This window comes from Isoptericola sp. NPDC056578, from assembly GCF_042793275.1.
GTDB lineage: Bacteria > Actinomycetota > Actinomycetes > Actinomycetales > Cellulomonadaceae > Isoptericola.
The window spans coordinates 13,172-26,090 of the sequence record NZ_JBHTVC010000001.1; the positions used below are offsets into that span (position 1 = coordinate 13,172).

A 12,919-nucleotide genomic window follows, 5' to 3' on the forward strand; every position below is an offset into this window, starting at 1 on the left:
CTGACTGGGCCCGCACGGCCTGGCGGCAATCGCAGACTGCGCTGGCCGTTCCACGTGAAACATCAACCGGCACCAGCACCGGTTGGCCGTGGGGCCGATGAGGGAACGCGCCGGGCCTTCCACTCAGATGCGTCCTCGATGTTTCACGTGAACCCCAGCCGTGGAGTCGTGCGGGTGGCATGAGGACGCGTACTGGCTCCTCCCTGGTGCGCTGCAGCAACCAGAGCCGGCAGGTGGGCGGGCGGCTCCAGTGCGCGAGTCAGGGACGCCGGACCGTGGGGTCGGGACCGCGGGCATGCCATCCATGCCTGCTGTTCATCGACAGGTGACCCACGAAGAGGGGGGCCATGTGTCTGCGAGCTCGATCAATCTCCGGCGCCGGGCGCAAGCAGACGTCGGATCGGCGCAGGTCACGGGCCTGGCCGCTGCACCGAGTCGGTACGCCGTGCGGCCGCTGCCGACCCTGGTGGGGGCGAACCCGGACGTCCGCACCGGCACGGAGGTCGGCTCGGAGCATCGGCGACGTCATCCGATCGGGAGGTCAGAGGCGAGTCGCGGGATCTCTGACTCCCCGGATCATGACGCCGAGACGGCGACGACGATCCGACAGCTTGGGTCGACCTGAAAGAGGAACAGAAGAGATGTGCGGGTGCGGAGGGGCCGGGCCCACCGGATCCGATCATCCGTGCGGGTCGGACCGTGGAGACGATGGCGGCGGGCGGCGTCGCAGCGGACGGGACAAGGCGTCGTCGTGATGAAGCCGCGGGACCTCGTGGCGGGCACGACCCGTGCAACGTCAGGTCCGCTCGTGCACAGACTGCCCGGGCGACTTCGGCGCTCACGACTCTGGTGCGACCGGCGACGGTCTACCGACTCGTCCAGGCCTCGGGGAGCATCATCGCTATCCCGTCATACAGCCGGATTCCGGGCAGACGCGTCGAACCGGCGCCGCCGTGATGGCCGAGGGTCGGCGGCCGGCGGACCAGTCGGCTCAGGGCACGGGCTGGAGACACCGGCATGGTCCGCCCGTGTGGGCGGACGAGCGCTTGGGGAAGCGGGAGGTCGCGTTCGCGGGCAGAGCTGGCAAGGACTCGGCACCGACCACCGTCTGTCGCGGTGCCGCGCGGGTCGACGACGGCGCCCGCGACGAGGAGTGGCCGATGGGTGCCGGTGGCCTGCTGACAGGATTGCGGTGGTCGGGGCCGGCGCGACCCCAGACGGGAGCCGTCAGCTCCGGGGTGGCCGAGCCGTCAGGGACGGCGGGCCGAGCGGCGGCGTTCGTGCCCGGCCGCCCGAGCACATCCAGCCGGGCATGTCGAAGGCCGCCCCTGTTTCACGTGAAACACGGGCGGCCTTCGTTGAGGTGATCAGGCGCTCGGCGCGAGGACCGCCTCGATCTCCTCCTGCAGAGCGCGCTTCGGGCGAGCACCGATCACGGACTTCACGAGCTCGCCGCCAGAGTAGACGTTGAGCGTCGGGATCGACGTGATGCCGTAGGCCATCGTGGTGGCCTGGTTGGCGTCGGTGTCCAGCTTCACGATCTTGATCTTGCCCTCGTACTCGTCCGAGAGCTCCTCGAGGATCGGGGCCACCATGCGGCACGGGCCGCACCAGGTCGCCCAGAAGTCGACGAGGACGGGGACGTCGGACTCGAGTACCTCGGCCTTGAACGTGTCGTCGGTGACGGCGACTGTAGCCATGGTTCGCTCCTTCGGGATCGGTGGGGAAAGGGGGTCAGCCGGCGACGGAGTCGAGCGCGGCGGGGAGACCGTCGGGGTTGGGCACGGCAGGGGTGCCGGCGAGGGACTGCTCGCCCTCGGCGTCGGCCACCTCGGTGAGGTAGGCCTGCGCGTCGAGCGCGGCGGCGCAACCCGAGCCGGCCGCGGTGATCGCCTGGCGGTAGGTGTGGTCCACGGCGTCGCCGCAGGCGAAGACGCCCGGCAGGTTGGTCCGCGTGGAGCGGCCCTCGACGAGGATGTAGCCCTCGTCGTCGAGGTCGATCTGGCCCTTGACCAGGTCGGTGCGGGGGTCGTGACCGATCGCGACGAACAGGCCTGTGGTGTCGAGCTGGCGCTCCTCGCCCGTGACGGTGTCACGCAGCGTGAGACCGGCGACCTTGTCCTCGCCGGAGATGCCGGCGACCTCGCTGTTCCAGGCGAACTCGATCTTCGGGTCGGCCTGGGCGCGGTCGGCCATGATCTTCGAGGCGCGGAGCGAGTCGCGACGGTGCACGATCGTCACCTTCGAGGCGAAGCGCGTGAGGAAGGTCGCCTCCTCCATCGCGGAGTCTCCGCCGCCGACGACGGCGATGTGCTGGTCGCGGAAGAAGAACCCGTCGCAGGTGGCGCACCACGAGACGCCGCGGCCGGAGAGCTGCTTCTCCTCGGGCAGGCCGAGCTCGCGGTACGCGGAGCCCGTCGCGAGGATGACGGCGCGCGCCTTGAACGTCTCGCCACCGCCGGTGACGACCGTCTTCACGTCGCCGGTGAGCTCCACCTGCTCGGCGTCGTCCCACAGCACGCGGGCACCGAACTTCTCGGCCTGCTCGCGCATGGCCTCCATGAGGTCCGGCCCCTGGATGCCGGCGGGGAAGCCGGGGAAGTTCTCCACCTCGGTGGTGTTCATGAGCGCACCACCGGCGGTGACGGACCCCGCGATGACGACGGGTGCCAGACCAGCCCGCGCGGCGTACACGGCCGCCGTGTAGCCGGCCGGGCCCGAGCCCACGATGACGATGTCGTGCACGGTGGCCTCACCGGTGGTGTTGGTCGGCTGATCGGTCACGTTCTCTCCTGCTCGTCTGGTGGTCTTTCGCGTCCTGAGGCGCCATCGCCCTCAACACCCCGACGGGGTGTGGTGTTCCCGGGCGACAGGCGTCGCCCGGGAACGGTCACGAGAGGACGATCTCGTTGAGCTCCAGGTAGTTCTTGCCGTTCGTGCTCGGCAGCTCCGTGATCCAGATGACGAAGGAGTCCGCCACGGTCTCTTCCTTGAGGTCGAGCTTCGTCTCGGAGCTGAACGAGCCCTCGGCGAGCACCGGGCCGTCGGTCGGCTTGTCCCGCGACGTGGCGCGGATCTCGACGCGCCCACCCTCGGAGTTGGTGTTCAGGGTGATGGAGGTGACCGGTGCGGCATCCTCGAGCTCGACGACGTAGCCGAGGCCGGAGCGCAGGCCGGCGAAGTCCGGGGTGTTGAAGTACATCGTGTACCAGAAGGTGGACGGGTCGCCGTCGTACGCGAGGTCCACGGCCTCGGGGTGCTGGCCGTCACCCTCGGGGTCGAGCTGGTCGCCGGACTGGATGACGGGGCGGACCTCCGGCGTCTCCGACGCCTCGCTGGACTCTTCGTCCGTGGGCTCCTCGGCCGCTGCGCCGCCACCCGCGTCGTCGGTCGCGACCGGCGACTCCGCCGCCGGCGGAGAGGACGGGGACGACATGACCTTCGAGACGGCCCACAGAGCGCCCGCGAGCACGAGCACGACGACGAGGCCGAGCACGATCGGCGTCGGGTTCACACCACGGCGCTTGGGAGCCGGCGACGACGCGAAGCCGCCGGTATCGGTGCGGGGCTCACCGCCACCGGGCGGCGGAGGGACGGGGGCGTGCGCGGTCTGCTGCTGGACCGGGGCACCCTGTGCCGTGGGGTACGCCTGGTTGCCGTAGGCCGCCGCGGGCGCGGCGCCGTACGCCGCCACGGGCTGCTGCGCCGGCGCGGGCTGCTGCGGGACGGGGGCCATCGCGGCCGTCGCCTGCACGGGCGGGACGGGAGCCTGAGCCGCGGTAGGCGCCGCGACCGGCGGGATCGCCTGCGTGGACTGCGCCGGCACGGCCGCAGCGGCAGCCGCGCCCGCGGCACCACCGACGGCAGCGGAGCGGGCGATGCGGCCGCTGGCCGGCCGGCGGACGGGCGGGGCCGGCGGGGGCGTGCCCGGCAGGGCGGCGCCCGTCCCGACCGCGCCCATGACGGAGGACCGCACCGGCGGCTCGGTCGACGGCTGCACGAACTGCGGGAGCGCCGCGACGACGGACACCTCGCCCCAGGGTGCCAGCGCGGCGACGACGTCGCCGGGCGTGGTGAGGGCGTCGGGGGAGTCGGAACCGAAGGTGCGGCGCACCAGGGAGTCGAGCTCGGGGTCGACGTGCGGCACCAGCGTCGACACCGGGACCACGCCGTGCTCGTCGCGCTGCGCGGGCAGCGGGCGCACGGCGTCGGGAGCGATCCACGGCTCGTCGAGCGAGTCGCCCGGCCACCGGGCCGTGAGCGCGTAGTAGGCGAGGGCGACGAGGTCGCGTGCGTCCGCGGCCGCCGCGCCGGCGCCCGTGATGTGATCCCGACCGCCGTCGACGCCGGCGAGCGCGGCGTCGATGCCGAGCCCGGTGACGACGACGCGGTGGCCGTCCACCCGCACGGCCTCGGGCCGCAGCGCCAGGTGGTGCACGCCGCGCTGCCCGGCGGCCTCGAGCGCCGCGGCGGCCTCGCCGACGACGGCACGAGCCTGCTGGGCGTCGACCAGGCCCCCGGAGACGACCTCCGTGAGCGACGAGCCCCGATAGGGCTCGGAGATGATGTAGCTGCGCTGGCCTGCGCCGAGGTCGGTGCTGCCGACGTCGAGCACGCGGGAGAGCCGCGGGTCGGCGACGAGCGCGGCCCGGCGCGCGGCGTCGAGCGCCGCCGACGCGTACGGGCCGTCGACGAAGGTCACCCGGACGGGACGGTCCAGGATCTGGTCGTGCGCTTCCCACGCCTCGGCTGCTGCGAGGTCGGTGGCAGCGAGCTGTACGAGCCGATAGCGATCGACCATGACGGTCCCGGGATGGGCGGTGCTCACCTGTGCTCCTCGGTGGGGGTGCGGGGGGAGAGGGTCCTCCGGTCCATCGGACCATGGTACGGGCGGCCCGGTGGCCGCGAGGTCGCGCCCTGCGGGCGTGCCCGCAGGGCCCTCACGGAACCCGCGCGAGCCGGGCACGCGACCGTCGTCATCGCTTGAGCCGCCGGAGGACGGGGGCCAGCGCGTCATCGAGCTCGCGCACGTGGAGGACCTTGAGCGCGAGCACGTAGCCGACCACCATCACGATCCCGGCGACGGCCGTGACCAGCACGGAGTGGCCCCACGAGCTGACGTCGTAGCCGTCGAGGAGGCGGACGGTCAGCCAGCCCAGGAGGGCGGCGATCAGTGCGCCGACCAGCGCGCGGACGTAGAGCTGCAGGACCCGCCGGCCGTCCATGCCCTGCAGCTTGCGGCGCATGCCGCGCACGCGCAGCAGCAGCGAGATCCATGTGGACAGGGCATACGCGCCACCGGCGGCGACGGCCCACCACTGGGGCGGCAGCAGGCGGGTCGCGCCCCACAGGACGACGACCATCGAGACCGTCGCGATGACCTGGATGCCGAAGATCGAGCGACCGTCCTCGAAGGCGAAGTACATGCGGCGGACCAGCACCGTCGCGCCGAGGGCGATGATGCCGATCGACATCGCCTGGATGATCGGCGCGACGGCGGCGATGCCGTCCGGTCCGAGCGACGGCAGCAGCGCGCCGGTCAGCGGGACCGCCAGGACGACGAGGACCGCGGTCGAGAAGACCGAGAAGACACCCGCGGAACGCATGCCCAGGGACATGTCCCGCCGTACGCCCGGGATGTCCCCGGCCTGCACGGCGGCCGTCATGCGCGGGAAGAGCACCGTGACGATCGAGACGACCACGAGCGAGTGGGGAAGCAGGTAGATCGTCATCGCGTTCGTGTACGCGGCGTTCCCGGCAAAGGCCTCGTCGAGCGACGTCCCGGCGCGGCCGGCAGCACCGAGCACGTTCGTGAGGAAGAGGACGCCGACCTGCTCGAGCGCGACGGCCCCGATGGTCCAGCCGACCACCGACCCCGCGGCGCGCAGGCCGATCCCGCGCAGCCCGAGCCGGAACCGCCACCGGAATCCGGAACGGCGCAGGGCGACCACGAGCACCAGGGCCTGGGCCGCGATGCCGAGCGTCGCCGTGCCGGCGAGCACCGCCGTCTGGGCCGACGACCACTGGGACAGGTCGGAGATGCCGCGGTCCGGCGCCGAACCCCACACCAGGAGGAACGCGCCGAACCCGAGCAGGGAGACGACGTTGTTCGCCACGGGCGCGACGCCGTAGGCGCCGAACTTGCCCTGCGCGTTGAGCACCTGGCCCAGCAGCATGTAGAGGCCGTAGAAGAAGACCTGGGGGATGCACCAGTACGCGAAGACCACGGCGAGGTGGCGCTCGTCGGTGGTCCAGGCGCCGCTGAGGGTGGACAGCCAGACGATCAGCGGGGCCGCGACGACGAGCACCGCCGTGAGCAGGAGCAGGCCGAGCCCCGAGATGCTGAGCAGCTTGTCGAGCCGCTCGCGGGCGTTGTGCGCGTTCATCGCCCGCAGGATCTGGGGGATGAGCACGGCCTGGAGCACGCCCGCCGAGATGAGCGCGAACAGCATGTTGGGCAGCTTGTTCGCGATGTCGAACGCATCCGCCACCGTGCCGACGGCGCCCACGCAGGCCACCAGGAGCATCGCGCGGATCAGCCCGGAGGCGCGGGACGCGACGGTACCCAGCGTCATCACGACGGAGCCGCGGCCGAGGCTGGTGCGTCGCACGGCGCCGGCGTCGTCGCTGCCGTTGTCGTCGCCACCGTCGTCGTCCTGACCGGCGTTGCCGGCGGCGGGGTCGCCGACCGGGTGCCAGCTCGCGCCCGCGGCGCCGGTCGGCGACCCGGGGTCGGTGGCGTCGCCCTCGCCGGGCAGGTCGGGCCGGCTGTCGTCGGGGAAGGCGGACGTCGAAGTCATGAGGGGTCGGTCTCCGTGGCCTGGGCGGGCGGCGTGCGGGCGGCGGGGATCCCGCCGCCGCCCGGGTCGTTCGGGTCGTCGTCGTGCGGGTCGCGTGGCGGACTGTCGTCGGGTGCGGCGGCGTCGGGCCCCTGGGGGTCGGCGGCGGCGTCCGCGACGCCCTCGTCCGTGGTCCGGGCCGAGGACCGCCCCCGACGCACCGTACGCCAGATGCCCCCGATGAAGAGGAGAGCGACCAGGGCGGCGACGACGGCGGTGCCCGCGGTCTCCCACCCCGCGCGGACGCGGAGCGAGAAGCTCGTGGGCCCGGCGACGACCGTGCCGCTCGGCGCGAGCACCTCGACCTGCAGGTTGACGTCGCCGGAGCCGATGGCACGCACGGGGACGTGCACGTTGGACGACGTGCCGGCGGGGACGACGACCGTCGGGCGGGACTCGACGACCAGCCGGGACGCGTCGGGCCGCAGCACCACCGTGACGGTGGCGTCCACGGGCAGCTCGTTCGAGACGGTCACGGGCAGCTTGCCGGTGTCGCTGACGAGCGTCACGTTGGACCGGTCGGCGACGCTGATGCCCTGCTGGAGGGCGTCGGACTGCTCCACGGCGAGGTCGACGGCGCGCTCACGGGCGTCGCGCTCCGTGCGTGCGGCGACGGCGAGCGGGGCGACGAGCGCCTGGTCGGCGTCGCCGCTCAGCTCGACGGGGTCGCTGGCCACGGTCGAGAACGCGGCGAGGTCGCGGTGGGAGTCGAGGAGCCGGCGGACGGAGGAGGGCGCCAGCTCACCCTTCGACCGACCGGCCCGCTCGCCCCGTGCGGGCTCGTCGCGCGGCACGCGGGAGGCGGGGGCGGCGACGGTCTCGGACAGCGGCACGACGTCGGCCCACGACGCGTCGTGGAGGGCGCCGAGCACCGTGCCCACCAGGGCGGGGTCGGGGGACCAGTCCCGCGGCAGGGCGGCGAGCAGGTGCAGGTCCTGCTGCCCGGAGTCCTGCTGCTGGAGCGCGACGAGCGCGGCGTCGGCCAGCACGCGGGTGGACGCCTCCGCGGCGGACGGGGCGTCGTCGCCGTCGGTGAGGGAGGCGAACGCGGACGACAGCCCGTCGTCGGCGACCAGCGCGGGCACCTTGCCCGACGACGTGTCCACGGCGGTGCGTGCGGAGGCGGCGGCTCCGTCGGCGGGGGCGAGGCCGTCGGCCACCACCACCTGGTCGACGGGCGCGTCGCGGCCGGCGGCGAGGGTGGCGGCGTCGGGCCGGCCCTCCGGCCAGGCGACGGTGAGGTCCCAGCCCTCCGGCCGCTGCCAGGCCGCCCCGAGCGCGGCCTCCCCGCCGGTCGCGGCCGCGACGTCCGCCCGGGTCGGGTCGGCGTGCGCGACCGCCGCGAGGTCGGGGTCGTAGCCGGGCAGCACGGCGACGTCGCTGGGTTCACCGGTCGCCGCGGTGCTCCGGGTGCCGATGGTGCTCGTCAGGCTCGCCGAGGTGTCGGCGTCGTCGGCGGTGACAGGGGCTCCGGTGAGCCGCGTGGCCCACGCCTGGGAGTCCCCGTCGCCGGAGGCGGCGGCCGCGGCGACGAGGGCCGGGTCGACCGCGAGCGACATCCCGGGTGACGTGCCGCTGACGGCCGCGGCGTCGAGCAGCCGGGCCAGCCGTCCGCCGGTCGCGGTGGCGGTGCCGAGCTCCAGGTCGTAGCCGTCCGGGTCGAGCGGGTCGACGGCGGGGCCCGTGACGGGCGCGGCGACGCTCACCGAGACAGGGTCGGGCGCGTCGCCCTCCGGCGCGAACAGCAGGAAGGTGTGGACGACGTCGAGCGTGGACCCGCCGCGGGTCAGCGCGACGGACATCTCCCGGGGCCCCCACGGGTTCTCCGCGCTGAGGCCGAGGGAGTCGACGTCGAGCTCCATCGCCACCTGCGCGGTGTCCCCGGGTGCGAGGCGTTCGACGGTCTCGTCGACCTGGGGAGGTCCTGCGGTGCTGGTGCCGTCGTCCTGCGCCCAGGCCGACAGGCTCTCGCGCGAGGTGAGGGGCCGCCACGAGACGCCGAGGTCGAGCCCGGCGCCGTCGAGCACCACGTCGGTGCCGTTGGTGACCTGGAGGGTGAGCGTCACGGTGGAGCCGGGCGAGGCGAGCGTGGGCGCGGAGCCCACGAGCTCGACCGTCGCCTTCCCGTCGCGGGCGGCGGGCAGGAGGGACGGCGAGGTGAGGGCCGACGCCGACGTGCCGGGGAGCGCGACCAGCGCACCCGTCAGGAGCAGCCCGGCGAGCACGGCCAGCGCGGGCAGGAAGGGCGCGCGGTGGAGGCGGGCCGGGCGGGCGGGCGGGCGTGCGGGTGCGGCGCCGGCACCCGAGGGTCGGGAGGTGGTCACGCGGCGGGCCTCACTCGACGGCGCCTCACTCGACAGCCCCGAGGCCGGGGTGCCCGAGCACCTCGGGCGTGCGGCGCAGCACCTGCTGCGCGACGACGGCGAGCCGCTGCTCGTTGGGATAGGAGAGCCGCTCCGTCAGCTGCTCGACCGGTACCCAGAGAGCGTCCTCCGCCTCGCCGTCGGGATCGCCCTCCGCCGTGATGATGCCGCCCTCCGCGCGCAGGAGGAAGTGGTGCACCACCTTGTGGACGCGGTGGTCCTCGCCGCTGAACCAGTAGTCGATGACGCCCAGGCGGGTACGGATCGTGCCGAGGATGCCCGTCTCCTCGTGGATCTCGCGGACGGCCGCCTGCTCCGGCGTCTCCTCGCCCTCGAGGTGCCCCTTGGGCAGGCACCACTCGAGGCGCCCGCCGCGGTTGCGCCGCACGATGACGGCGGCCTCGGGACCGCCGGCGGCGACCTGGACGACGAGCCCTCCCGCCGACGTCTCCTCGTGGACCGGCAGGTGCGTCGTCGTGCCCGACGGGGCGACGCCCACGACGGCCGGTGTCGCGGTGCCGCGCGGGCCGGAGAGTCGCGCGGGGTCGACCTTGAGCGGGTGTCCTCCCGGTGGCACGGGGACCGGCGCGGCCGGGCGCCGGCGCCGCGGGCCGGGAACCGGGGCCGGGGATGACATGCGCCCCACCCTACCGAGTGGAGACGCCCCGCCGGCCCAGTCTCCGGGGCGCCGACGCCCGGGATCTGGGAGGATGGGACGCCGTGTCGACCCCTGAACCCCCGGCCCCCGCCGCGCTGCTGCGCCGCGCCCTCGCCGTGCTGACCGAGATGGCCCCCGCGGCGGTCGAGCTGGGCGAGGTGTTCCGCGCCGCCGGGCACGGGCTCGCGCTGGTCGGCGGGCCCGTCCGCGACGCCTTCCTCGGCCGCGCGAGCAACGACCTGGACTTCGCGACCTCCGCGTCGCCCGACGAGACGCAGGCCCTGCTGGCCCGCTGGGGCGACGCCCACTGGGACATCGGCAAGGAGTTCGGCACGATCGGGGCGCGGCGGTTCGCGCGCACCGGGGGAGGGTCGGGATCCGGGTCCGCGTCGGGCGACGTCGTCGTCGAGGTCACGACCTACCGCAGCGACGAGTACGACCCCGCCTCCCGCAAGCCGGTGGTGGCGTTCGGGGACACGCTCGACGGCGACCTGTCGCGGCGCGACTTCACGGTGAACGCGATGGCGGTGCGGCTGCCGGAGCTCACGTTCGTCGACCCGTTCGACGGGCTGTCCGACCTGGCGATCGGCGTGCTGCGCACCCCGATCGCGCCGGAGCGGTCGTTCGACGACGACCCGCTGCGCATGATGCGCGCGGCGCGGTTCGCCGGCCAGCTCGGGTTCGAGGTCGAGCCCGCGACCCGCCAGGCGATCGTCGACATGGCGGGCCGGATCGACATCGTCTCGGCGGAGCGTGTGCAGGCCGAGATCTCCAAGCTGCTCCTGAGCGACCGCCCCCGCGCCGGCCTCGAGGTGCTGGTCGACACGGGGCTGGCCGACCACGTGCTGCCCGAGCTGCCCGCGCTGCGCCTGGAGATCGACGAGCACCACCGCCACAAGGACGTCTACCAGCACTCGCTCACCGTGCTGGAGCAGGCGATCGCCCAGGAGACCGGCCCGGACGGCCCGGTCCCCGCGCCCGACCTCGTGCTGCGCCTCGCCTCCCTGCTGCACGACGTCGGCAAGCCGGCCACGCGCCGCTTCGAGCCCGGCGGCGGCGTGAGCTTCCACCACCACGAGGTGGTCGGCGCGAAGCTGGTGGCCAAGCGGCTGCGCGCGCTCAAGTACGAGAAGCAGGTGGTCAAGGACGTGGCGCGGCTCGTCGAGCTGCACCTCCGCTTCCACGGCTACGGCGACGGGCAGTGGACGGACTCCGCGGTGCGCCGGTACGTCACCGACGCGGGCCCGTTGCTGGAGCGCCTGCACCGGCTGACCCGCGCCGACTCCACCACGAGGAACAAGCGCAAGGCGCAGCGTCTCGCCGACTCGTACTCCGACCTCGAGCAACGCATCGCGGTCCTGCGCGAGCAGGAGGAGATCGACGCGATCCGCCCGGACCTGGACGGATCGCAGATCATGGCGGTCCTCGGCGTCGCGCCCGGGCCCGTCGTCGGGCAGGCGTACAAGCACCTGCTCGCCCTGCGGATGGAGCACGGGCCGCTCGGCGCGGAGCGCGCGGAGCAGGAGCTGCGCACCTGGTGGGCGGGCCGCGAGGCCTGACCGACCCCTCCCTCACGGGCCCGCGACGGGTCTATCCTCACGCTTGCGCGCGGGCCCGACGACGAGCCCCCGGAGCGCGACGAGCGGAGGCTGGGCATGAGCGGGACCGGGACGACGTCGGGTGGTGCGTCCGGCGGGGCCGTCGGCGCCCCGATCGGCGCAGGGGGCGGAGCGGGCGGCGACGCCGCCGACCGGCGCGCGCGCCTCGTGGTGTCGGCGTTCTACCTGGTGCAGGGCATGTGCTTCGCCGGCCTGCTGGCCCAGGTGCCGACGCTGCAGCACGACCTCGGCATCTCGGACGGCACGCTGACGCTGATCCTGCTGCTGGTCCCGGTCGTGGCCGGCGTCGGCAGCGTGCTCGCCGGCGCGCTGGCCCCGCGGGTGGGCAGCGCCCGGCTGCTGCACGTGTGCGGGCCGCTGGTGGCGCTCGCCGTCCTGGGCGCGGGCCTGGCGCCGACCGTCACGGTCCTCTACCCGGTGGTCGCGGCGGTGGGTCTCCTGCTCGGCCTGGTCGACGCGAGCATGAACATGCAGGGCGTGGAGGTCGAGCAGCGGTACGGCCGCAGCCTGCTCAACTCGTTCCACGGCGCGTGGAGCGTGGGCGGCATCCTCGGGTCCCTGGCGGCCGTGCTGGCGCACTCGCTGGGCTGGTCGCTCGCCGCCGGGCTCGGGCTCGTCGCCGCGGTCGGCGTGGCCGTCGACCTCGTCGCGACGGCGGCGTCCGGTGGCGGCGCACCCCGGCCGGCCGAGCGGCAGGCGGTGCCGGGACTGGTGCTGCCGGAGCAGCCCGCCGCCGTCGCCCCGCGGCAGGACGCCGGCGCGTCGCGCGCCGCCCGCCCGCCGTGGGGGCCGCTGGTCCTGGTCGGCCTCGCGGTGACGATCGTGTACGTCGCCGACTCGGCGACGTCGAACTGGTCCACCAAGTACATCCAGGACGCGCTGGGAGCGGCGGCGAACGTCGCGCCGCTGGGCCTCGCCGCGTACCTGGGCTGCCAGCTCCTGGGGCGGCTCGCGGCGGACCGGCAGGTCAACCGGTTCGGGCCGGTGGTGCCGGTGGCCGTCGGCGGGGTCGTCGGGGCGGCGGGGCTCGCCGCCGTGACGCTGGCACCGGGGCCGTGGGTCGCCGTCGTCGGCTTCGGGCTGACCGGGCTCGGCCTGAGCGTCGTGGTGCCGCTGTCGTTCTCCGTGGCGGGGCGCCTCGACCCCGACGGGACGGGGATCGCCGTCGCGCGCGTGAACCTCTTCAACTACGTGGGGTTCGTCGTGGGCGCGGGGCTGATCGGAGGTGTGGCCGAGCTGCTGAGCATGCGGCTCGCGTTCGCCGTCCCCGCGCTGCTGGCGCTCGGCGTGATCGCGCTGGCGCCCGCGTTCAAGGTCGCGGCGCGCGACGACGTCGCCTCCCCGGCCGCGGCGCCCTGACGACGGGCGTGGGGACGACGACGGGCGGCCACCGTCGTGCGACGGTGACCGCCCGCGGCGGCGCTCCCGGCCCGTGACGGG

8 protein-coding genes are annotated in these 12,919 nt (G+C 74.5%); 2 read left to right on the plus strand and 6 right to left on the minus strand.

Annotation, left to right across the window (positions count from 1 at the left end; genetic code table 11):
- Window positions 1-1,367: 1,367 nt before the first annotated feature.
- From trxA to ACFQ80_RS00095, 6 genes are all read right to left on the minus strand, one after another.
- Entirely contained in the window at window positions 1,368-1,700 is a 333-nt protein-coding gene (gene trxA / locus ACFQ80_RS00070; RefSeq protein WP_429762817.1) for a thioredoxin, read from the minus strand.
- A gap of 34 nt (window positions 1,701-1,734) precedes the next feature.
- Complete coding sequence (gene trxB / locus ACFQ80_RS00075; protein WP_430549411.1) at window positions 1,735-2,784, minus strand: thioredoxin-disulfide reductase; 1,050 nt, start codon at window positions 2,782-2,784, stop codon at window positions 1,735-1,737.
- A gap of 106 nt (window positions 2,785-2,890) precedes the next feature.
- Window positions 2,891-4,828, minus strand: a complete 1,938-nt coding sequence (locus tag ACFQ80_RS00080) for a hypothetical protein (RefSeq protein WP_430562090.1) — start codon at window positions 4,826-4,828, stop codon at window positions 2,891-2,893.
- A gap of 148 nt (window positions 4,829-4,976) precedes the next feature.
- Window positions 4,977-6,800, minus strand: coding sequence for a murein biosynthesis integral membrane protein MurJ (murJ, locus tag ACFQ80_RS00085; RefSeq protein WP_430562091.1), 1,824 nt, complete (start codon window positions 6,798-6,800; stop codon window positions 4,977-4,979).
- Window positions 6,797-9,163 (minus strand): DUF6049 family protein, encoded by a 2,367-nt coding sequence (locus tag ACFQ80_RS00090; RefSeq protein WP_430562092.1) that lies wholly within the window; start codon window positions 9,161-9,163, stop codon window positions 6,797-6,799. The genes murJ and ACFQ80_RS00090 overlap by 4 nt, the downstream gene beginning before the upstream one ends.
- Before the next feature lie 25 nt (window positions 9,164-9,188).
- A complete protein-coding gene (locus tag ACFQ80_RS00095) occupies window positions 9,189-9,839 on the minus strand; it encodes an NUDIX hydrolase (protein ID WP_430549407.1) in 651 nt (216 codons plus the stop codon).
- Window positions 9,840-9,922: 83 nt separating this feature from the next.
- Here ACFQ80_RS00095 and ACFQ80_RS00100 point away from each other — a divergent pair, with 83 nt between their 5' ends.
- Entirely contained in the window at window positions 9,923-11,419 is a 1,497-nt protein-coding gene (locus tag ACFQ80_RS00100) for a CCA tRNA nucleotidyltransferase (RefSeq protein WP_430562093.1), read from the plus strand.
- Between the two features lie 96 nt (window positions 11,420-11,515).
- Entirely contained in the window at window positions 11,516-12,838 is a 1,323-nt protein-coding gene (locus tag ACFQ80_RS00105; protein WP_430562094.1) for an MFS transporter, read from the plus strand.
- The last annotated feature ends 81 nt before the right edge of the window (window positions 12,839-12,919 follow it).

Bases quoted from the DNA above. Each gene is read 5' to 3' on its own strand.
- ACFQ80_RS00105 (WP_430562094.1), top strand. From the start codon at position 11,516: ATGAGCGGGACCGGGACGACGTCGGGTGGTGCGTCCGGCGGGGCCGTC.
- ACFQ80_RS00095 (WP_430549407.1), bottom strand. From the start codon at position 9,839: ATGTCATCCCCGGCCCCGGTTCCCGGCCCGCGGCGCCGGCGCCCGGCC.
- murJ (WP_430562091.1), bottom strand. From the start codon at position 6,800: ATGACTTCGACGTCCGCCTTCCCCGACGACAGCCGGCCCGACCTGCCC.
- trxA (WP_429762817.1), bottom strand. From the start codon at position 1,700: ATGGCTACAGTCGCCGTCACCGACGACACGTTCAAGGCCGAGGTACTC.